Origin of the sequence: Nostoc sp. JL23 (assembly GCF_017115065.1) — a bacterium.
Taxonomy (GTDB): Bacteria; Cyanobacteriota; Cyanobacteriia; order Cyanobacteriales; family Nostocaceae; genus Nostoc; species Nostoc punctiforme_A.
Window position 1 is genome coordinate 1 of sequence record NZ_JABXKN010000057.1, and the last position, 22,607, is coordinate 22,607.

Consider the following 22,607-nt stretch of genomic DNA (forward strand, 5'->3'; position numbering starts at 1 on the left):
TTTTACTAAACTGGCATTTCTGTTGTTAATTTAACATATTTAGTCTGGGAGAGCCAGTTTTTATAAATGGCTAGCTAGAGGTTATAAACTGCTAAACGTACCAGTTCAGTTTGCCACTTTTCGTCATAACGTAATGTCAGCACAGCATAACCAGCTTCATATCTAAGATTGTCTCGTTCAATCTGATCCTGCCTGCGCTTATCAGGACTATCATGAACTGAACCATCACAAAAAACAGCGATCGCCTCGTCCTTATAAATAAAATCTGGTTTACAGTTGGCTTCTGGAATCAATTCCTGTGCAGCATCAGGTAGTTTATAACCCCGTTGGTAAATTTCCTGTAACACTACACGCTCAAAATCAGAGTTGGGGTCTGTTTGCTCCAGTAGTTTATGATATTGCTCATCACGGGAAAGACCTTTAACTTGGGTAATAACTTTACTTTCAAGTAGCACATCAAGCCAAGGTTTGATAATGTGACGGTTAATCAGTGCATGGTCAAACTGATTGCGATAAGAAAGCAAACATTCATAGCAAGCTTGGATGCAACTATCTTTTGGTTCTTTGAAATGGCAGATATCTAAAGCTGCATCAGCAATTTTCTGAAACGCTTCTGGTTTTTCTAGTAGCTGGGATAAGACACCTGCACCGCCTTCAGCAGCTTCCCAAAACAGTAAATACTTGCCTTCGCCTAGTCGTTCGGAGTCGAGTTCATCAGCTTCTAATTTGTAAACGGCTTGAATTGCAGTTTCTAAGGTGTATTGCAAGGTGGCAATAAAAGCTTCTCTATCCTCAACAAAAACATTTAATGGCTCAACAATCAAGATATTGCAAGTATCATCAACCATTAAATTCACTTCGGTATGCAAGCTATCGGGTGTCTGTTGAGTCTGTGGATTTTTCTGGTCGCCCCATACCCCCGTTGTTGGATTGAGCTTAAATCCTCGTTCTTCTCTATTCTTCTTCAGCCCCCGATTAATTCGCCAAATGGTAGCTGTAGCTCCATAGGTTAATTTGAACAGTGGCGTACCGTCAGCAGCTTGAACAATAGCTGATTCCCGCTTTTGGCTAGCGTAGCGGAAATGAGTGGTGATGTTGTAGCCGTACTTGAGCCGTTCTTCTTCGTCGCAGGTAATGCGTTCTCGACGACGAGCGATCGCAGTTTCCATTGGCAGTACACGAGTCAATTTGGCTACATTGCCATGAGCATCAGGTTTAATTTCTGCGCCACAGTTTTCACAAGTGTCACGAAAATCGCCGTCGTGGTAATACCCGCAGTTAGCGCAGACACTCACCCGTTTATACTCGCCTTCAATGCCACCAACAGGAACTTTTGTTTTGGCCACCATAAATTTACTACCTTCGTAGTAAAGGATATTATTGGGAGCAAATTCCCGTAATGCCATTGAGCGGGGGCGAGAGATGAATTCACCACCTTCACCAGCCGGAATAAATGCTCGGACTGGCAGACGGGGGAAGTTAAACCCTGGTAAAAACCCTTCGGCGGCAAAGTAACGATAAGGATAAAATTCAAACTGGGAATTACTTTTGCCTTGGCTGTGTCCTACGAGTAAATCAATTTGTCGTTGTGCTTCTCGTGCCTGTGCTTCCGCATTGTTACGTTCTTCTTGAGCAACATCACCTCTAGCAAAACGGTCAATAGTGCGACGGGCAGATTCTAACTGCTTAACTGACTCTATATATAAATCTCGCCAACGCTTACAGGCACGGTCAAAAGCATTCAGAGCATTTTCGATGGTATTCTGTAACCAATTTACAGAATACCAAGAAGCTTTTTGCAGATCCTCTTGGCAGAAAAAATCTGAGAAGATAGACTGAGCGGCTTGCAGACATTGGGTTAATTTGGCTTGGCTCAGGGTAAGCTGTTGGCGAATACTGTCTTTAAGGGGATAGTTTTCTAATTCCAAATCCAAGATTTTATTCATGGAATCTTCCAAGTAAACCCCAGTATGTGCCAGCCAAATCGAATACACATGAGATTTAATTAAATCCTGGTTGGCTAGCTCTAGTTTTGGTGGAGCAACTACCCCAGCAACCATTTGATTTTGTCGTTTGAAAAAGTATTGATCGTGACCGCTACCAATAGAAGCATAAGTAATGACTAAAGCTTGCTGTCCACTTCTACCAGCACGACCGCTACGTTGAGCGTAATTAGCGGGACTGGGGGGAACGTTTCGGAGATGGACAACGCTAAGGTCAGAAATGTCTATCCCTAATTCCATTGTCGGAGAACAGAACAATGCAGCTAATTGTCCTTGACGGAATTTTTCTTCCCGTTCTTGACGGTCTTTGTTGCTTACCTGTCCGGTATGTTCTCGCCCTTCCATTGTTTGGATTTGCAAGGTATTGGTTTGGTAAAAACCTTGGAAAAATTGGTTAACTGAAATATTGGGTTTATCGTTACCCTGCAAGCGACGCGATGTTAAGGGATCGGTAGGGATTTCCTTGAGGTTGGTTGCTTTCCATAGTAGTGAGTCTATGCGTAGCTGTACCTCAGATTTTTCTTGCACTAGGTAGCCAGCATCACACAAAGCATCAATTAAAGTAGTGATTAAGCTGTTGAACTCTACATCTGTTAAAAGTTGGCTGCGGAGTGACCATGTATTTGGCGATCGCAAAAATCGTCCAATTTTACTTCTAGTAGTAAGTTTAACTTTCGCTTTTTCGTTACCACCAGTGTTAATAGTTGCCCAAGTTGCTAAGTATAAATATTCGTTCTCATCGAATACCCAAGGTTCTTTAAGAGCTTGAATGACTTCGCTTTTTAGTGAATCTTTTTGGTCTGGTTGTAAAAGTTTGGCATCAATTGCCAATTCTCGCCGCAAATGGTTGAGGAATGCTTGGGTAATGATGAAACGTTGTTGCGGAGTTGTTTGTAGTAAAAGAGGATGGCGGTGTTTTTGCCAAAGGTTGTTGTCAGCACAGTCTTCTTGTAGCCCATTATACTCAATTACCAACAATCCACACTGTTCGAGGTTGGGTTGAACAATGCGCCATCCCCGACGCAAGTCTTCGTAAAGACGGTATTCAATCAGTTTGCGAAAGGCTTCTTCATTGCGCCGCTTACCGCCACTAAATTCTGCTGGTTGCTTGGCATAGTCGTTTTGAGTAATTCCCATGTACTGCACGACAACGCTGGCTAATTCGCTGTGGGTGAGTTGTCCTTTGGCTTGAATTGCTCCTAGAAGTGCAGCCCGTAAGAAACTGGTTTGGACAAAATCATTGAAATGCCCCGCTTGTAAAGACGCATCTTGACGATTATCAGTAAAACTGAGAATTTTGGCGGCTTTAACTTTCTCCCCTGTAAACACTTGCTTGAGGCGGCTGGTGGTAGAAAGACAAAGTAGAGTGGTCGCGGTACTGCGTCCTTCACTACTGAGGCGAGAGAGTTTAGCAAATTCGTTGCGCTTTTTGTCATGGAGTACACCGCAGTTAAGACAGGTTAAAAATGGTTTGGGAATAAACCAACAAGTAGTTCCTTGCAACAGGGAGGATGTAACTTTACCATTGGGTAGGATTTGGAGTTTTCGGGGAATAAATCGCGCAAAGTCTTTTTTGGCAACCCGTCCTTTCTTTTTGGTTTCACTAAACCAAGAGTCAGGAAGTCTATCTTCATCGCTTGTATCCCACAGTTCTGGTTCATCGAGGGTAAGATAACCTTCAGTAATATCTGCATCATCAGGACTAATATCTAATGCAGTGGGCAATTGGGGCAGGATAATATACTTATCGGCATCATAGCGCACGACATAGTAATCCTGTCCGCATTCCCGGCAAAAAACGAGGGGATAAAGTAGGCGGTTGTCGGTGGTTGTATATTGACCTTCAAGGGTTAAATGGCGTTTGTCTCGATTTTCAATAGTGGCGTAAACGCTTCCCCCTTGGGAAATGAACTGATGTAGGCGAAAAGCAAGTCCATTAGTTTTGCTACCCCACAGGAACATCTGTTTGAGGACTGTTAAACAAGTTTCCTCTAGAAGCTGGGTTTGTTGGGCAAGTTTGACTGCACCTGTTTCTAAGCTGATGGGTTGACGGCGAACGAGATGCCCTTCTCTTTCTTCTAAACCGAAGTTCATCTCGATCCAGTAGCTTAGGGAATGATTTCGGAATTCTGTTGGTGTTTGTTCTAACTCGGTTGGTAAACCTGCTAAAATTCCTTGGCACAGTTGTTCAATAGTAGGTTCAACACGTTGGATAGAACGTTCTAGGGTTTCATCGATGACATTGCTGGGTTTAATTTCCACGCCAAATAATTTACTAGCGACATCTGCCACAACCTGACGGCGTTGTTCGCGGGAACCGACCGTTGACATGGTGGCACTTGTGCCAATGCAGAGTAATTCCTCATTACTTTTGCTACGCTGACGGAGTTTGCGGATCAATATGGCAACGTCTGCACCTTGTCGTCCGCGATAGGTATGTAATTCATCCAGTACCAGGAATTTTAAATTGGGAGACTCTACCAGTTTATTTTCGTGAGTGCGTGAGAGCATTAACTCTAACATCACGTAGTTGGTGAGTAAAATATGGGGTGGATTGTTTTGAATTTCGGTTTTCCTGGTTAAACTTTCTTGTCCGGTGTATTTTTCAACACGAATATGAGTATTAGGAACTTGGCGTAAAAATTTGTCGAGTTCTTCTTTTTGGGAGTTAATTAAGGCATTCATGGGATAAACCAATATTGCCCTGACTCCTAAAATTTCAGGATGACGCAGTAAATCATCAAAGATCGGCACAACGTAAGTCATGCTTTTACCGGAACCTGTTCCTGTAGTAACAACGTAAGGTTCTTGGCGTTGTGCGGTTTCAAATGCTTGCTTTTGGTGGTAGTGGAAAATGAAGGGTGTGCCGTCTTTTTTGTAGAAGTATTTCTCGCAGTCTGGATGAAGCGTTTGCTGTTGTACTAACTCTTTAACTGTTGCACCTTTTTTGTAACTGGGATTGAGTTGAACTAGGGGGTCAGTCCAAAGTTGCCCCTTGTCTAATTCTGCGTCTACAAATTCTTTGACTTTGCGATCGCGGATTTTAAGGAAGCTTTCTATATAGCGACGGTAATCGCCAATTACTTCGTTGCGAAAGTTAAAAATATCAAGATCATTTGTACTTGTTAACTCGTAATCGGTAATGGAGGTTTGGGGTTGGATGTATCCTAAGCGTTGGTTAATCCAGTCTTGAAGTTGGTGGTTAAAGGTTGGGGTAATTGTGGAGAAATCGAAAACTTCTTTGATTTCGGTTAACTGCCAATTCTCAGGGATGGCTGTAAATAAAAGTGTTAATTGCTCTGGAGTAACGGCAACCACACCTGAGCAATCTAATAATGCTAATTTTTGACCTAATAGAGTGCTGATAGATAAAATAGCATTCTCTGGTTGCTGGATTAATTCATTTAGCTTTACAGTTATAGCCATCTTTTTTATTAAAATTAATAATTAGGAATATTTATCTATCTGGTTTTGCTACGAACCAAACAGATTGTCCCAAGCTTCTAATACCAGTCTTTGTGTGCGGTATTCACCAAACTGCTTAATTTCGTTATTCTTCAAAACGCGGAATGTTTCGCTGGGGAAGTCTGCGCCGTAGACATCAGCAGGGTCGAGGATATATCGCAGTTCATCACGGGTGAGTCCGTAGAGTTTGGCGTAATATGCGTCTAATTCTGCTCTTAATAATGCGCGTCTGTTGGGGTTCCAAATGAAGGGTTCGCCGTCGTATCCCATATCTTTAGCGAAGGGTTGCATATCCCACGCGGTGTAAACTAATTCGAGTACGCGATTGCTAATAAATTTGATATCTTCTAGGGTGTATAATTCTGGGGGAAGAACGGGAAGTTGCCGCATTGTAAAGAATTTAAGATGTGTTCCTGCTACTTTTTGCTTTGCAACAAAGTCAAAAGCAAGACTGTTTATATTAGCAAATAAGCATAATGTTAATACTACATTTTCTACCTGGGGAAACATTAAAAGCACTGTATCACCACAGCCTAATTTAGGTAATATAGAAGAAATTGCAGTACGTTCATCAGTCGATCTACAAATATCTCGCCAACTCAAAAGCCAATCTTTATCCCACTTTCCAGCTAATCTATTTTCCACTTCAACTTGACTTACCCAATAACGTGGTTGAATCGCAAAAGACGCATCACCCTTTTCCTCATCGGTCAAATCAGCAGTATCGCCACTATCTCTATAAGTCACCCAACGGTGAGTAAACTGATGAAACATCTTCGCTTCGTATAGTGCAACTAATTCATTACACGCTTCATTTTTAAATAACCCACTATCATTTGCCATGTGGAACATAGCCATAAATGAAATCCTCCAAGGATTACTCCCTGTTTTTTCATTCTCCAAAACAGGTATACGCTGATAAATTTTCTTTGTTAAATTAGCATCTGTGCTAGTTCTAAAAATGGGCCAGGTGAGAGTATTAGGATTAATTAAGGCAATATCTTGAGGTGAAAGCTGAAATAGACGCTTTTGATTGTCTAATTGTCGAGGTTGGGTTAAAAAGAAGGCAAAATTACCACGTTTAATTGGTTTACCACTCATAGCCAATAGAGAAAATTTATAACTCCGGTGTACAGCAGCAAATATTGCTTCTCTATTTTCAAAATCATACAGACTTGCTAAAGCTTCTTTCTGGGACAAATCTCCAAAAAACTTTTTACAAGTGTCATCAGTTGCAATTCCAGTAGGGACAATTACTCCAGCTCTTCCATCAGATAAAATCAACTTTCTTGTAGTCTCAGCAAAAACAGCATAGGTATTGATGTCTCCTACCGCAGTAAAAAGAAATCTACCCGACTCTCGAATAAATTTACCTTGTGCCTCAGCATCATGTTTCGCATCTTCAAATGCTTTTGCTAACTCTAAATTCTTCTTTGGTAATTCCTTAATTAACTTATCCCGCGCAGCTTTATTTGCAGCATTTGCTATTTCTGCACTACGAGAAGCGAAAAACTCTTTTTCTTGTAACTTAATCCGTTCCCAAGGTGGATTTCCTAGTACACAATCAAAACCACCTTTTTCAAAGACTTCAGGGAACTCTAAACACCAGTGGAAAAAGTGTTTTTCTTCCGCTAATTTATTTGCTGCATCTACTATTGTTTGATTGGGCAAATTAGCACGTAAAAGCTGAGTTAAAGCTTCTGTTGTTGGTAATAGCTGCAAATTCTGCTCAATTAACGGAATAAAAAATGCCCCAGTCCACAAATTACATGCTGAATAATCTTGCCACCATCCTGAATCTTTACGAGTTCGTTGATATCGTTCTTGTTTTTCTCTTACTTGCTGTGGCGTTAATTCAGCAATATTTCCCAACTCCCGCACACTTTCTGCATAGCGTGTTCGTTTAGGTTCTGAATTCTCATTTATTGATAATTGCCCTTTGTTTTCGCGTTCTTTCTTATTTCGCTTTTTAAGCTGTGTTGCTAATTGCTTATTGTCCCCGGTCACAGCCTTATATGCTTCATCGGGTATTCCTTGATCCAGACAATTAATATTCAACACTCCCACCAGAGAATTACCACATTTAATTCTATGGTCTAAAAAGCTAAGTGGTAACTTACCAGGAAAGCCTTCAATCCATAACGCAACCTTACACAAATCTACTGCTAAGGGGTTTATATCTACTCCATAAATACAATTTTGGATAACATCTCGCATCGCTAATTTTAACGGCTCACTTCCTGGCTCTGCTTCATCGGTGCGTACTTTGGCAAGTTCTTTACCAACACGACGCGCTGCTGCCAAAAGGAAATGTCCTGAACCACAAGCAGGATCGCAAATTTTGAGGCTCAGTAAAGCATTTTCCAGATTATGCTTTACTTCATCTGAGTTGGATGATGTAGAAGCTTGGTTACAAACTTGAGCTAATTTGTCTTCAATTACAGGTTCTAGCGCAGTTTTAATCAATTGCTGTACTAATTGCGGTGGAGTGTAGTAAGAGCCAGTAGTTTTCCTTTCGCTACCAAACACCAAAGCAAATTCATATATCCCCTGACGCTGTATTACTTGGGGATGAAATTCTAACAAACTCTCATAAACGCTTCCTAATTCTTCTACGTCCAAGTACTCATAATTCACCCGCCGCAGTTGTACCTTGTCTTGGTACAGCGACAACTGCCGAATTGCTACAAGTAAATCATAATTATCAATTGCACAATCATCTAAAGCTGAAAGAGTACCCGAACCAAATAAATCTCCATTGAGGGGAGACAAACCTAGTACTTCACCGCGCCAGTTTTCATCAAATAGCAAGAAAGTTACCCACAAACCGTGCCATAAATCTTGAAAACCTTCCCGTCGCCAATGAGGACGTTCGGCTAACTCTCGCAAGCGCTCAATGCTGTAATATTCTCGGTAGATCCGCGCTTTCTCTAAGTCATCTCCAATTAATAATAAATTGCGGGATTCTGCCACCATTAGAAACAGCAAACGATAAATTAACCGCAACAATTGGCGATAGAATTCGTAATTTGTAACTTTTGCTTCGTAATTGGGAATAATTCCAAGTTTTTGACGCAAGCGTTCGTTTTGCGGATGTTGAATAAAGCCATTACCTAGCTGAACTATGGCTTTTTCAACCCCATCCCGTAGTTTTTCGCGTACTCGTCCGCCTTGTTGAATTGCCTCTTGGTGATAATATTCCAGCAAGCACTTATCCGCATCATCTATACCTTCAGGCAAGCGGGAACGGTGAAACAACCGATAGAATAGCCCAAATTCGGCAAAGTTCTCGCCATTGAGAATCTGCTCTAAGTCAAATTCAATATATGTAAGCCGAGTCATCAACAAAGAGTCACGCAGTAACCGCCAGCGATAACCATTGGTTGCGATCGCCCACAGATGTTCTGTCTTGTTAAGATATTCCTGCACCAGCGCGTGTGCTGATAACCTGGGTGTGCCACTGGGAGGACGTTTATCGATTTCTAGCCGACAACCAATAATGTGGATAGGTGGCTTATTTTCTCCTGGTTCCGCACGGTGAGAAATCGCATAAGTTTTGTCCTCTACCACTTCGGCTGTTGCAGTGTATACAGGTTCATAACCTAGACTTTGCAGTAATGGCACTGTCCAAAGTTCACGGGTAATGGTAGTAGCCGAGTTATTCTCATCGAGCCTTGCCAATGCCCGTTGAAATGCTGCCCAGTATGCTTTAGCATCGCCCCAAGCAGTAGCAATTTCATCTGCTAATTTATCAGTTTTATTAAAACCAAAGTCTTCTGGTGATTGCCCTTTGATGCTGCCTTCTAGCATTTGGGCAGTCATATCTGGAGCTAGTAAATTTCCTTCGATTTGAAGCGCAGTTAATGTAGTTTTCATATCTGGAGAATTAAAAATAAAAAATTAGCAGTTGCGGGACAACCAGCCTTTTACTTACGTCCGGGTTGGAGGATGAAAATGCCGAGAACATCCATCGGCAATTGGGGGGTGACGCGAATTCGGCCTTCTTGGGTCATTGTTCTGACGCGTCTATGGCTTTGTAAAAGTTCTTCTGCTCTTTCTCTGGCAAATTTTTCTAAATCTGGCTGGAGTTCTTCTAGCCTTTGAAGTAACTCACTAATTTCCACCTGCTTGATAGCTTTAGTAACATCGCTAACTGGCTTCGCTTGTTGCAGTAGTGATGTTGCTTCCAACTGCGATAACCAGCTAGGGCTGGAGGGCGAACCTGTAAAGCCAATAACCGCGCATTCTTCCGCTAGCAGAGATGTAGTATTTCGCGTTTCTGTAGTACGTTTAGAACTGTCTAACAAATGCCGTAACCTTACTAGCAGCAAAGTTGTGCGCTTTTGTACCGCATTAGTTGTAGTAAAGCCGCATCGTGCTGCGATCGGTTCATTTGTGTGGGAGAGTGCATCTTCTAAGATGTACCGCGCTAAACCTTCCACTAAAGGGTGATTTCTTCCTACGTATTCCACGCCCTCTGGTGTTGGGGTGGTAAAAGAGAGTAAACGCGACTTATCCCCTAAAGTTGACTTGAGAAAATCCGGTGGTTGGGAAAGTAACCATCCCTGCTTTTTCTTAATTAAAGAACAAGATATGCGATCGCAAGCCGACAAGACAAACCGCTCTACATCCTGTTCATTCCCTAAAATCTGGTCAGAGTCAATTAATTCCTGTTCTACTTGCTCAGGCTTAATGGCACGTTGAGCAAAGCGAGTCCGATTGGTTTTTTCGCGTTCTACTGCCTTGTCCCAATTCTTATGAACTTTATCAACCGCAGATTCTTCTTGAAACTCAAACAGCGATAATTGAATAACCTCAGTAGTACGTTCAAAAAGGGATTTAAATACTGCTTCCGCTACAGTAGTACTTTCCATTGGTACGGGAACAGTAATCCCTAAAGACTTGTGAATCTGCACAGCTTTGCGAATCAGAACATCGAGAACTGCACCATCAACGGGATTATCTCGACCATAAAGCAAGCAGGCTTTCACCTTAGTTGCTGTTTGCCCGTAGCGGTCAATACGTCCTTCACGTTGTTCTAACCGGTTAGGATTCCAGGGTAAATCATAGTGAATTACTGCACTGAAGTGCGTTTGCAAATTTACCCCTTCACTCAAACAGTCTGTAGCTACTAGGACTCTTTGGGGATAAGATTTTAACTCTTCTAGTCGAGTTTCCCGCTCATCCTCAGAAAGTTCTCCAGTAATCGCAATTACGCGGATCTGACTACCTTTCTTCTCCAATTTCTGTTTGAGAGCATCAGCTACATAGTTTCCTGTAGCAATATAGCGACACCAGACAATCGGGTTCATCTGGTCTTTGAGGAAAGATTCTACCGTAGCAATGCATGATTGCAGCTTTTGGTCTTTGCCACCTTGCAACTTCTCTGCTGCTTGCACAAAAGCTTTTAACTTGCGTTTGTCTGCGTCTTTGTAACTCTGCTGTCCCTGTTCTATCACCACAGTTGGCGATGCATCAACTGCTTGTTCCTGTTCTGTGGGATCGTGGACATAAGAACTCATCAAATCTTCGTCTAAATCAGCCAGTAAGCGTTCGCCTGATTTACTGACTTGGCGATTTAATGTAGCGATCGCAGCCGCCGGTGAAGACATAACACAACGGATCAAAGCCAAAGCCGACCAGTATCTTCCCCGACGTTGAGCGTGACTCATGTCCGCCGTAGTCGTTTTCACTAGACCACGCGCAAAATCATAGACTTCATCAAATAGTTCTTTGTACTCTTTCGATAACTTATATGATTCCTCGCTTGACTCTCGTTCAGGAAAAGGAGTTTCATTCCCTAGCCAGAGTTTGACATCTGCCCGTCTGCGCTGAACAAAATGATTGGCTAAGTGGTCACGTTGTTTGTCAGTTAAGCTATTGAGATTGAAATGCTCAAACTCTGGCTTCAGCAAACCTAAAAGTGAGAGAAAAGATTCTTCAATCCCACTGTGAGGAGTAGCTGTAAGTAACAGTAAATGCTGTTCTTGTTTTTGGGCAATTTCTGTAATCAGATGGTGTCGCTGTTGCTGGGATGTAGTAGTTTTATTTGGACGGGCGCAAGTATGTGCTTCATCCACAATTACTAAGTCAGGGCAGTGAGTTATAAAGCTGGCGCGACGACGTTCTGCTTTGGCATAGTCTAAGCTAACAATCAGGTGACGATAATAACTAAAAACACTGTCATTATTTGGAATGTTCCGCTCTAATTTGGAAGCTGTGCCAGAACGTACTACCACCGCATCAATATGAAACTTTTCACTTAATTCTTGCTGCCATTGATCGCATAAATGTGGTGGACACAGTACTGCAATTCGCTTAACTTCACCTCGGTCTAGCAATTCACGAGCTATTAATCCAGCTTCGATGGTCTTACCAATACCCACGTCATCAGCTACAAGCAGTTTTACCGTCTCTAACTTTAGTGCCATCAATAAAGGAACTAACTGGTAAGGACGGGGACGCAATGATAACCGTCCTAAACAGCGAAAAGGCCCTGCACCGCTACGGAGTAAAAGACGTGCAGCATCCATAAGCAAAAGTGCGGCTGCATGGTCTTGTACGCTAGTAGCTTGAGGTAGAGGAAATGTGGCTAATTGAATGTTCTCCAGCTTTTCTTCTAAAAGCTTTTGATAAATTCCAGCTATTTCATCTTCATTGCCAGAAAGCGGTCTTAAGCGAATAACATCCTGATTTTCTGAAGGCAGCACCACCCATTGCCGACTACGACAATTGACTATGGAACCAGGAGAAGGGCTTAAAGTTCCTGTCATGTTTTCTTTATACTGGAGAATGACCAGTAGAGTTTAGGTAGTAAAGATGGCTTTCTGGCTACTGTTTCTTGAGTATTAAACATAAAAATTGCTTGAACTGATCTCACCTTTTTAAGGTTAGATTAAGTACTATTGCCTCAGTATAAACTTGGAAATCATTAAAAACTTTATATAAACTTCAATGATCAGCTTTGGAAATAGATGCTGATCGAGTTGCCCGATCGCTCAAACATATCGAACCTGCTGATGTTGGCTATTGAATTGATACTGGTTGTTTTGGTGTTAAACGTTGTTTCAAGATTTCGTTGTCTGAGCAAATTGTTAGAAAAGCCAGTGTTGAGGGAAAACTTAAAATAAGGAACTAGGTTTAAAGCATTGATTGGTTTTTGACTAATTCTTAAAAGTAAAAATAATATATGAACATTACAACTATCCTCGACCAAATCGACATGGGCAGTATTGCCTTACCAGAGTTCCAACGGGGTTACGTATGGAATCGTGACCAAGTGCGTGGATTGATGAATTCACTATATCGCAGACATCCCATTGGTAGTTTATTAGTGTGGCAAACTAAAACCGAACAAGCAGTTGAGCATAAGCGTGGCGATGGTAAGCTTTCCACAGGTACAGTTAAACTGCTGCTAGATGGGCAACAGCGCATCACCTCCTTCTATGGAATTGTACGGGGTAAACCACCTCAGTTTTTTGATGGGAATGTGCAAGCTTTCACTGGTTTGTATTTCAACTTGGAAGATGAAATATTTGAATTTTACGCTCCCGTCAAAATGAAGGATAACCCTTTATGGGTAAATGTGACTGAATTGATGCAGCAAGGAGTAGGAGTTTTCATTGGGCATTTGCTCAAAATTCCAGAACTTAGTCTGAATTTGACTACTTACATTAATGCTTTAAATAAATTAGAAGGCATTAAAAATATCAATTTGCATATTGAAGAAGTCACTGGTGAAGACAAAACAGTTGATGTTGTTGTAGAGATTTTTAACACTGTTAATAGCGGGGGAACTAAACTATCCAAAGGTGATTTGGCACTAGCAAAAGTTTGCGCTCAATGGCCAGATGCCCGTAGTGAACTCAAAGCGCGTCTGGCAAAATGGAATAAAGCAGGTTTTGACTTTCGTTTGGAGTGGTTGCTGAGGTGCATTAACGCAGTTATTACTGGAGAGGCAATGTTTTCTGCGCTCAAAGATGTTAAAACTGCGACATTTCAAGACGGGCTATATAAGGCAGAAAAAGCTATTGATACCCTGCTCAACCTCATTTCTGGGCGCTTGGGACTCGACCACAATCGGGTACTCGGTGGTATTTACGCCTTTCCTGTTATGGTGCGTTACCTTGTTGCGCGTGGCGGACATCTTAGAGATCACACAGAGCGCGACAAGTTACTTTACTGGTATGTACATACTTTATTGTGGGGACGGTACGCAGGCTCAACTGAGAGCGTTCTAGCACAAGATTTACACATATTGGAATCTGAAGATAATCCGCTAGACCAACTTATCGCCAACCTACGGCAAAATCGCGGAGACTTGGAAATCAAAGCTATTGACTTTCAAGGTTGGGGTATGGGAGCAAGATTTTATCCATTAGTTTATATGCTAACTCGCGTGCATCAAGCACAAGATTGGGATAGTGGCATCGAACTATCCAAACATCTTCTCGGTAAACATTGCTATTTGCAAGTCCATCATATTTTTCCGAAATCGTTACTTTCCAAAGCTGGATATCCCAAATCTGAAGTTAACGCGATCGCTAATCTGACATTTCTAACCCAAGAAACCAACCTCAAAGTCTCAAACCGACATCCCTCGGAGTATTTCGAGGCATTCGAGCAAACCCAACCGGGTGCGATCGCAACGCACTGGATACCAATGGAACGCAGTTTGTGGCAAATTGAAAACTACCGTGATTTCTTAACCGCACGTCGTGACAGATTAGCTCAAGCTGCCAATAAATTTTTGAATAGCTTACTCGCTGGGGATATTCCAGAAGCAAAAGCGATAGATTCTGTTTTAGAACCAGAAGCGGAAAGCTCTACTGCCGTTGTACCACTGGCTGAAGAACGGGTTCTGGAAGAATGTAATGTATGGGTGCAAGAGCAGGGATTACCGATGGGTGAATTAATGTACGAAATTGCTGATTCGACAGGAACAGTGAGTACAGTACTTGATTTAGCATGGCCCAACGGCTTGCAATCCGGGAAAAGTCAACCAGTTGCCCTGATAATTGATGCAGATCAAGAAATAGAAGAGTCCGCAAATCGTCTTGGTTATCGCTATTTTACAGACATAGACAGGTTCAAAAGCTATGTTATCCAAGAGGTTTTAGCTATTCAGTTTCCGCCAGTAGAGGATTACAAAAAAGCTTTTATCGCTATTAGTTGCGAAATAACGAATAGTCATAAAGCTATGCTGAGAGCGCATTACCATGCAGCCGAGCAAATTATTACTGCAACTGAGTTAGCAAAAGCGGCTGGATATGAACATTTTGGCGGTGCAAATCTCCAATACGCCAGAATCGCAGAACTGGTTGCAAATTACTTAAACTATTCGCCACGTCAACACGACGATAGTGGTAAACCATTCTGGTCACTAATGTTAGCTTCCGGGTACTGGAAAACATTGGAAGATGCTGAAATTACTAGTAAACGAGAATGGCACTGGCAATTACGGGAGCAGGTTAGTCAAGCTTTAGAAGATTTAGGTTGGGTATAAACCAGGTATAAATCTTTCTAATTTAGTTGCTCTCTGGAACGTAAATCTATATGGGTGTTCTCTTCCAATAGAAAAATGGTTAAAAACACATCTCAAATAAACAATTGTGATGGATTAATTGTTCTTGTTCCTTACGATACTGGGCAAGAATTTTATTCATCACATACAGGCGAAGTAGCCTATCTACCAGTTTATGTAGAAACAAAAGATGAAAATTTAGCTTTAATGGCTGTTGCCAACAAAGCTTGCCAATCTATATATGTAACTTTTTCATCATCATCTGAAACTGAACAAGAGTGGAAGAAAAAGAAATATCCAGGAACTGCAAGAAAACCAGGCTTAGATTTGCCTAGCTCCTATCAAGCCTATGAAATACCTGATCCTGGTGATTGCTTTTGTTGTGCAAGTTTGGAAGACTATGAAGTTCTGACAGTAGAAGAGTTTTTAAAAAGAATACAAAGCTCACCAGATGACTATGTTATTTCATTTTTGGAAGATGACGATGATCTTTGGCATGAGTTTGATAATTGGTGTGTGAAATTTTTGAACTATTCGCTTTTTACAAAAAAATGAATTAGACAAAAGGATTGAAAGTCAGCGCATAAAAATCAGCAATTTAACAAAAATCAGGGCGTTGTCAATCGTCTCCCCAATCAATTCTGTCTCTTATTGCCGAAAGCCTTTCTAATGTGGGCTATTGGAGTGATGGAGTACTGAGAAAGGAAGTCTGGAGATAAGGCGGGAATCTGTGCAATTGCAGAGATTATTGAACCTCCCAAAATTATTGTAAACCCACCTGATATTGGCTATTGGATAGATACCAGCCGCGCTGGTGTTAAAGCTTGTACAAAGATTCGGTTTATCGGCAAGTTGTTAGAAAAGCCTCTGCTACGGGAAAACTTAAAACAAGATCCTATGCTGAAAAATATTTCTGTGATTCGTCAGCCGAATGCTACCAATTACAAAATCAGACAGCAGGAATGGCAACGTGTGCATGAGTTGAAAGGATAGGGATGAGCAACACTCTCCGAATTTTTAGAGGAAACCCAGACGAACGCAGTTATTAAATTATAAATATAATAACGATAAAAATGTTACGCATTAACTTTCGATATATTAATTTAATTCAAAAAATAACTTGGATAATTTTCATTTTAATACTTGAATGTTACAAACTCAGATTTTGTACTACTTGCTCCTCATGACACGCTTGCTAGATTTACCCCTTACCCCTACTAGTTTTCAAGGTGTACCCGCACTTATACAAACTATGGTTAGCTATCCTGAGTGTTTACCTGAATCCTAAAGACAGGCAATCGCTCTTGCTATTGCTAATTATGAGATTCCTGAAAATACTAGCTCAACACCCAAACGCATCCCCAAGCTGTAATTTGTTAAACAGCAAAATTTTAGCAGATGACTGCTGCTTCTTTATCCTTTTTCATGTCTTCTAGTTGGGTACATTTCGCTTTTCCATTAAATATCTGCCTTGCCCAATGTTCGCAGTTATAGCTTAGTTTATTCCAAACTCTTCTTTCTTGATTTCTAGATTCTTTAATACGTACTTCTAGATGGCTGTAAGGGATTATTTCTGGTAAATGCTCTTTAATAATCCAATCTGGAGAGTAGGCTGTTTCATGAACGTAACTAAATCCCTTTTCGACTAGGCTATTTTGAGCTTTAATGGTTGCACCTGTAAAAAAGTGTGCTACTCTAAAACCTTTTTGACTAGATACAATTATTCCGTAATGTTCGTAATTTCTCTCCTTTTCATCTTTGCATTTAACAGCCACAAGATCCCCTGGCTTTACAGGTTCACCATTAACATCAGTAATATCTGGCATTCTATCAAGGAGAGCATAGTAGTTAGACAATGAGACTATTTGAGACTCAGTAGCTTTGAATAAAGCCTCTATCCATTTTGGATCGCATTCAGATAATTTTTCTAAAATTTTATTGTAGATATCATTTATTTTTTGGAAATGATTAATCAGAGCTTTTACAGAGTTAAAATGCTGTTCTATATTATTTTGATGGAAACTAGTATCTATTTCTATTTCTAAACAATCTGATGCCCTGTGACAAATATCTAAAATCTCTTTGTCTCTTGTATGTTTTGCAATTAAGCTTAGTTCATGGTGAATGGTACCATTATGAAGATGATGTTGAATTTCTGCAAATAAATTCAAAATATTCCCTGGATGTGCTTTAGCTGACATACGTGGAGCTTAGGGTTATAAAAATTAACCTTTATTAGACTTGTACTTTTGCTTTTGTTCTACCTCTATTGATTCAATAAAAGCTTCTGAAACAATAGGAGCTATTTTCTGTAAAGCCTTTGAAGCTATACTCCCAACTTGGATAGCAGACGCTATATTACTTGGGCTTGAAATAGACATAGTACTAATTACTTGTAGTTTATTGATACATATATATCATTAAATTATAAAAACGTAAATAGACTAAATTTATAAAATATTAAATATACTGTAAAGAAAAATAGGAAAGATTGGGATAAACTAATGAAAATCTTCTGTCTAATAAGCCTTGAAGTAAAAAGTTCCTGCTTACTTAGTTTTTGTAGAGCTATATATCGTTTATGATAGCTAAAATCTAGCTATATGGAGATTGTCTCTAGTCATACGTTCGATAAGCTGTTAGTTATCATGTATTTCTACTAAATGCTTAATTACTGAAAAAGCTTTACCTTATATCTATTCACAGTTTTTGTATTTCAAGCATATTGAACCCTTTTATGAGCAGCGATCACTTTCTTTGTTCAATTCAAGCACACAATACCAAAGCAGAAAACTGGTTCATATAATGCTGATTGCTGTATCAATAAAAAATCTACCTAAATAGTTAATAAAGCAGCTAAACTAGCTGCATAGTTCAATTTCTAAACTAACACAACCTAAATTTATAAATTCCTTACTATCCCTTTAGATATTCCTCTAAAAGTTCATGATTAATGCTGATGTGGTTTTTAGCTTTGAGAGGAGAAGCTGAACTAAATACAAAATCTTCAAAACAACAGTTTATTAAAACATGGATTTCATCAACCAAGTACGAAATTTGGCGGATACGCTCAAAGATAAAGCGCAAGAAGCAGCAACTAATACAGTAAATGGGATAGAAGAAGTAGTTGATGGAATTAAAAATACTACTGTTGAGATTACTACCTCAAGTATTAATGCAATTAATGATTTGCCTGCAACAGCACAGCAAGGTTTTCAAGCTGTACAAAATGTGGGTAAAGCATTAGAAGGTACTGCTATTGGTGTGACAACTTCGAGTGTAGCTATAGCTGAGGCATTACAAAACTTGCCTAAGACAGCTGCGGAACTAGCCCTAGAGATGCCCAAGATTGCATATAGATTGAGGTATCGTGCTGGTTTGAGAACTGGGGATTTGCCTCGCTCTGATACAGATGTCATGAAGCTTTTTGAGAAAATTCCTGGAACATCAAAGCTAGGAGCTAACGAACGGACTATTCGTGAATTCTTGAGCGATAAACATGGGAGCCATATCATTCCACGCTCTCAAGGTGGCTCAAATGGTGCTAACAACATTGTATGGGAAGTGGGCGCTGATAATCTGCGTCGCGGAGCCGAAGTAATGACTGTTGGAGAGCAGTTTTATATTCGGGTTTATAATGCCGTAGATTCTATTGTCAGCAATTCAGGAACAATTGCTAGGCTGGGGATCACTGCTACAGTCACCGCTATTCTTACCCAAGTTATAGTCACAGCGATTTCATACTCCTTGGATCTTTATCGGGGCGATATTACTGTTGAAGAGTATAAAAATTTAATTGTAGAAGCGGCAAAGGCAGCAGGTATTGCGACACCGATTGTTTTTCTGATCTTAGTGGCTGTATTGGCGTTATTTCCAGAATTTACAGTTGTATTATCTGCACCAGTGGTTATTGCAGGTTTCAATGCCTTATTTGGCATGAGTATTGCGATGCCGATAGTACAATCGCTACTCCGTCATGCTCAAGCTGGTTGTTTTGGCACAGAAACTGCTGATGCTTACAGAAATGCGCTTGGTGGATCTGCGCCTACTTGAAATCTGCGACAAATTTTAACTGGAGTGCTGGTTTTAGCTTCAAGGCTAGTTTCGTTTGTCTTGACTCCACACTCCAGTTTTAGAAGCGATCGCTATTTTCTGAGCCTGTTCAAAAGCTATTTGATTCGGGCATTCCACCCCGCCAAGTTGCGTTTTAGCCAAGCCGCTTTTGAGCAGTTCTTCCTGAAAACTAATCTCAGCCTCATCCTGTCTGTGAGCCATCACTTCAGCAACAGTACGCCCATCGCTGTCTTTTGCGACTGGAACGATCATCAGTTGATTATCGGCAGCAGTAATGAGCTTGAGTAGTTTCTGTTTTGCTTCATGAGCCAATGCTTGTCTTGGAGCTTCACCTTGTTTCAATTCCGGGGCATCAATTCCACAAAGCTCAACTGACATTTGGCTACCATCGGTTTGACGGACTGTGATGCTGTCCCCATCTCTCACTTGTGTAGCGATCCATTCTTCGGTAAGCGCGATGGATGGCTGGTTAGTTTTTTGGAAAATCAAGATAGCAATGATGGTAGCTCCAGCGATCGCAGTTAAGATTATGGCAGTTCTCCACAATGGCTTCATGTTGCAACAACAGATGTCGCAACATAAGAAAGCACAATCTTAACTGCGCTGAACATTCATTAGCGATTGTTTTCTCAAGTTATCTAAACACAGTTAAATACTGGTTCTCCCTCAAATTAGAGCGGTGCATAGCTTGCCGCGGTAGGCATCAGTGTTAATTGACCAGTATAGGTAAGTAGATGGTGGATACGGCAACAATACATCATTTTTATTAGAGTTAGGAAGCGGCAATTAAAGTATTTAGGTGGATTAGCTAAAAATCGCAAAGTAACAGTTAATGAAAAAGACAATATTCTATCCAAAATTAGATTAGATGAATTAGCACAATTTCTATCCCAGGAGGCTTTTACAGAAATTAGACTAATGCAGATTCTGGGGAGTGCGATCGTTACATCAAGGATTATGTCGGTTTTCCAATGGCTCAGTTCGGCGGCTTCAAAGCGTTGTAGAATAAGCTCTTTGGCTAATTTTGAGAGTGCTAGGTCGGCGTATGAATATTAAGTATGACTACATTGTTATTGGTGCGGGTTCGGCAGGCTGCGTTGTCGCCAACCGAATGTCACAAAACAGTGATACAACTGTGTTACTACTTGAAGCAGGCAATGCGGATACGAAACCGGAGATTCATATTCCGCCGGAATGTGTCAATCTACAAGGCTCCGAAGTGGACTGGGGCTATTTCTCTGAACCAGAGCCGTACTTGAACCATCGCAAAATGTTTTGTCCCCGTGGCAAAGTTTTGGGGGGCAGCAGTTCAATTAATCTTATGATTTATATCCGGGGCAATTCTCACGATTATGACCACTGGCAGGCACTAGGGAATCCCGGCTGGTCGTACCAGGATGTGTTGCCCTATTTTAAGAAATCTGAGAACCAGCAACGCGGTGCCGATGCTTACCACGGGGTTGACGGTGAGTTGAGTGTTAGCGATCCGATTTCCCCTGCTGTAGTATCGCAACGCTTTGTCGATGCCTGTGTAGCAATGGGATACGACTACAATCCTGATTTTAACAGTGGGCAACAGTCAGGAACCGGACTCTACCAGGCGACAATCAAAGATGGTTTTCGACACAGTGCCGCCTCTGCCTTCCTCGTGCCGATTCAAAAGCGTTCCAATTTGACCATAACAACAGGAGCGTTGGTAACTCGTTTGTTGTTTAAGGAAACTCGCGCTGTTGGAGTAGAATATCTGCACGAGGGAATGCTGCATCAGGTCAAGGTCAACTAAGAAATAATTTTAAGTGCAGGCGCGTTTGAGTCACCGAAGTTATTGCTGCTTTCCGGCATTGGCGATGCAGAATACCTGCAAGGGCTAGGAATTTCTGTCGTGGCTAATATGCCAGGGGTCGGTCAAAACCTGCAAGACCACCTGATCGTTCCAGTAACTCAACAGACTACTCAAGAGGTACACCCTGCCATCACTAGCAATGTGTCTGAAGCCGGATTGTTCTTTCATAGCAAGGGCAATCTGGAGGCTGCACCCGATGTCCAGTTCTTCTTCGGCCCCGATATATATTTACCGCCTGGCTATGTCCGTCCCAATTGGGGATTCACGGGTGTAGTCTCTTTAACTCGTTTCCAAAACATTGGCAGTGTCAGTTTGCGCTCATCTGACCCCCAAGACGCTCCAGTTCTGCGGATGAACTATCTGCAAAGTGAAGCTGATGTGCGTCTTCTCATTGCCGGGATTCGATTAATGCGGCAATTGTTTGAGTTAGGTGCTTTTGATGAATTTGGCGGTAAGGAAATTGCTCCGGGTCCTGGGGTGACTAGCGATGCAGCATTAGAAGCCTACATCCGGGAAAGTTGCAGTACAGGACATCATCAGGCTGGCACTTGTAAAATGGGCACTGACCCAATGGCAGTGGTAGACCCCGAACTGCGAGTACACGGGGTTAAGGGATTGCGAGTTGCTGATGCATCGATCATGCCAACTTTAGTCAGGGGCAACACAAACGCGCCCATTATTATGATTGGCGAAAAAGCAGCCGATTTAATTAAAGCCACAAGTGGCATTTTATAGCAAGCACTGCTTGACATACTCACAGCTAAGGTAGCTATATTAGCTGTTTGAAGAACTAGCTTGATTGAGAAGGTCAATAGCATCTTGGTCGAGATTTATATTGACAGCTTTGATGATATCGTTAAGTTGCTCAACCTTTGTTGCACTAACAATAGGAGCAGTGATGGTAGGATTAGCAATTAGCCACGCTAGAGAAACTTGGGTAGGAGTAGAATTATAAGTCTTTGCTACTTGATCAATTGCCTTTAGAATTTCTTTACCACGAGGATTTAAATATCTTTTTACAGAACTACCACGAAGACTAATAGACAAATCTTCTTCTGAGCGATATTTACCAGACAGAAAGCCACTGCACAGAGAAGAATAGCTAATCACACCAATTCCATGTTCTTGGCAAATTTGTTGTAAATCCTGCTCATAACCATCTCGGTCATACAAGTTGTAACGGGGCTGAAGGCTTTCGTAGCGAGGATAGCTATGCTGACGGCTGATTTCTAATGCCCTCCGCAAACGAGAACCACTATAGTTTGAAGCACCAATTGCACGTACCTTTCCTTGACGAATCAATTCTGCGTAGGTTTCAAGAGTTTCTTCAAGTGGAGTGCTTTCATCGTCAATATGGGATTGATATAGATCGATATAATCGGTTTGTAGCCTTTGCAATGAGTCTTCAACAGCTTGTTGGATGTGTTTGCGAGAAAGCCCTTTGCCTTTAACACCCATATCGTTGCCAACCTTAGTTGCAATCACCACTTGGTCACGATGACCACGCTGCTTGAGCCATTTTCCTAATATTGTCTCAGATTCTCCCCCAATATTTCCTCTCACCCACTTGGAATAGACATCTGCTGTGTCAATAAAATTACCTCCAGCCGCTATAAGGGACTTCCAGAAAATAAACTATTCCACCAACAGTAATGATAATCATTTTAAAGGGGGGATGAAGGGGCTGCCGACGGCAGCC

General features: G+C 41.4%; 11 protein-coding genes and 3 pseudogenes. 7 read left to right on the forward strand and 7 right to left on the reverse strand.

Annotation, left to right across the window (positions count from 1 at the left end):
• Positions 1-74: 74 nt before the first annotated feature.
• From HWQ42_RS11680 to HWQ42_RS11690, 3 genes are read right to left on the reverse strand one after another with little or no spacing between them, the layout of a single operon-like run.
• A complete protein-coding gene (locus HWQ42_RS11680; protein ID WP_292812122.1) occupies positions 75-5,429 on the reverse strand; it encodes a DEAD/DEAH box helicase in 5,355 nt (1,784 codons plus the stop codon).
• 48 nt (positions 5,430-5,477) lie between these two features.
• Positions 5,478-9,344: an N-6 DNA methylase gene (locus HWQ42_RS11685; RefSeq protein WP_292812123.1), complete on the reverse strand. Its 3,867-nt coding sequence runs from the start codon at positions 9,342-9,344 to the stop codon at positions 5,478-5,480.
• A 50-nt stretch (positions 9,345-9,394) separates the two neighbouring features.
• Positions 9,395-12,241 (reverse strand): helicase-related protein, encoded by a 2,847-nt coding sequence (locus HWQ42_RS11690; RefSeq protein WP_292812124.1) that lies wholly within the window; start codon positions 12,239-12,241, stop codon positions 9,395-9,397.
• Between the two features lie 416 nt (positions 12,242-12,657).
• Between HWQ42_RS11690 and HWQ42_RS11695 the strand changes: the two genes are divergently transcribed.
• From HWQ42_RS11695 to HWQ42_RS11705, 3 genes and pseudogenes are all read left to right on the forward strand, one after another.
• Positions 12,658-14,973: a DUF262 domain-containing protein gene (locus tag HWQ42_RS11695; protein ID WP_292812125.1), complete on the forward strand. Its 2,316-nt coding sequence runs from the start codon at positions 12,658-12,660 to the stop codon at positions 14,971-14,973.
• A 75-nt stretch (positions 14,974-15,048) separates the two neighbouring features.
• Positions 15,049-15,546: a hypothetical protein gene (locus HWQ42_RS11700; RefSeq protein ID WP_292812127.1), complete on the forward strand. Its 498-nt coding sequence runs from the start codon at positions 15,049-15,051 to the stop codon at positions 15,544-15,546.
• 165 nt (positions 15,547-15,711) lie between these two features.
• Positions 15,712-15,984, forward strand: a pseudogene (locus HWQ42_RS11705) (EVE domain-containing protein); the annotation flags it as partial.
• Between the two features lie 398 nt (positions 15,985-16,382).
• Here HWQ42_RS11705 and HWQ42_RS11710 read toward each other — a convergent pair.
• Positions 16,383-17,192 (reverse strand): hypothetical protein, encoded by an 810-nt coding sequence (locus HWQ42_RS11710; RefSeq protein ID WP_292812129.1) that lies wholly within the window; start codon positions 17,190-17,192, stop codon positions 16,383-16,385.
• A 24-nt stretch (positions 17,193-17,216) separates the two neighbouring features.
• The gene (locus tag HWQ42_RS11715) at positions 17,217-17,372 is read right to left on the reverse strand and encodes a hypothetical protein (RefSeq protein WP_292812131.1); all 156 of its coding nucleotides are present in this window, start codon (positions 17,370-17,372) and stop codon (positions 17,217-17,219) included.
• Between the two features lie 649 nt (positions 17,373-18,021).
• On the opposite strand from HWQ42_RS11715, the gene HWQ42_RS11720 reads away from it, so the two are divergent.
• Positions 18,022-19,044 (forward strand): HNH endonuclease, encoded by a 1,023-nt coding sequence (locus tag HWQ42_RS11720; protein ID WP_292812133.1) that lies wholly within the window; start codon positions 18,022-18,024, stop codon positions 19,042-19,044.
• 45 nt (positions 19,045-19,089) lie between these two features.
• Here HWQ42_RS11720 and HWQ42_RS11725 read toward each other — a convergent pair whose 3' ends face one another.
• A complete protein-coding gene (locus HWQ42_RS11725; protein ID WP_292812135.1) occupies positions 19,090-19,620 on the reverse strand; it encodes a thermonuclease family protein in 531 nt (176 codons plus the stop codon).
• A gap of 175 nt (positions 19,621-19,795) precedes the next feature.
• Here HWQ42_RS11725 and HWQ42_RS11730 point away from each other — a divergent pair.
• The 3 genes and pseudogenes from HWQ42_RS11730 to HWQ42_RS35535 form a co-directional block, all read left to right on the forward strand.
• A pseudogene (locus HWQ42_RS11730) lies at positions 19,796-19,983 on the forward strand (IS701 family transposase); the annotation flags it as partial.
• 127 nt (positions 19,984-20,110) lie between these two features.
• Positions 20,111-20,980: pseudogene (locus HWQ42_RS35530) on the forward strand (GMC family oxidoreductase); the annotation flags it as partial.
• Positions 20,957-21,643, forward strand: coding sequence for a GMC family oxidoreductase (locus HWQ42_RS35535; RefSeq protein ID WP_367119051.1), 687 nt, complete (start codon positions 20,957-20,959; stop codon positions 21,641-21,643). The pseudogene HWQ42_RS35530 and the gene HWQ42_RS35535, both read left to right, overlap by 24 nt.
• Before the next feature lie 39 nt (positions 21,644-21,682).
• On the opposite strand, the gene HWQ42_RS11740 is transcribed toward HWQ42_RS35535, so the two are convergent.
• The gene (locus tag HWQ42_RS11740) at positions 21,683-22,540 is read right to left on the reverse strand and encodes an aldo/keto reductase (RefSeq protein WP_367119052.1); all 858 of its coding nucleotides are present in this window, start codon (positions 22,538-22,540) and stop codon (positions 21,683-21,685) included.
• Positions 22,541-22,607: the final 67 nt, after the last annotated feature.

Bases quoted from the DNA above. Each gene is read 5' to 3' on its own strand.
- HWQ42_RS11695 (WP_292812125.1), top strand. From the start codon at position 12,658: ATGAACATTACAACTATCCTCGACCAAATCGACATGGGCAGTATTGCC.
- HWQ42_RS11700 (WP_292812127.1), top strand. From the start codon at position 15,049: ATGGTTAAAAACACATCTCAAATAAACAATTGTGATGGATTAATTGTT.
- HWQ42_RS11710 (WP_292812129.1), bottom strand. From the start codon at position 17,192: ATGTCAGCTAAAGCACATCCAGGGAATATTTTGAATTTATTTGCAGAA.
- HWQ42_RS11690 (WP_292812124.1), bottom strand. From the start codon at position 12,241: ATGACAGGAACTTTAAGCCCTTCTCCTGGTTCCATAGTCAATTGTCGT.
- HWQ42_RS11715 (WP_292812131.1), bottom strand. From the start codon at position 17,372: ATGTCTATTTCAAGCCCAAGTAATATAGCGTCTGCTATCCAAGTTGGG.
- HWQ42_RS11720 (WP_292812133.1), top strand. From the start codon at position 18,022: ATGGATTTCATCAACCAAGTACGAAATTTGGCGGATACGCTCAAAGAT.
- HWQ42_RS35535 (WP_367119051.1), top strand. From the start codon at position 20,957: ATGCCAGGGGTCGGTCAAAACCTGCAAGACCACCTGATCGTTCCAGTA.
- HWQ42_RS11725 (WP_292812135.1), bottom strand. From the start codon at position 19,620: ATGAAGCCATTGTGGAGAACTGCCATAATCTTAACTGCGATCGCTGGA.
- HWQ42_RS11680 (WP_292812122.1), bottom strand. From the start codon at position 5,429: ATGGCTATAACTGTAAAGCTAAATGAATTAATCCAGCAACCAGAGAAT.
- HWQ42_RS11685 (WP_292812123.1), bottom strand. From the start codon at position 9,344: ATGAAAACTACATTAACTGCGCTTCAAATCGAAGGAAATTTACTAGCT.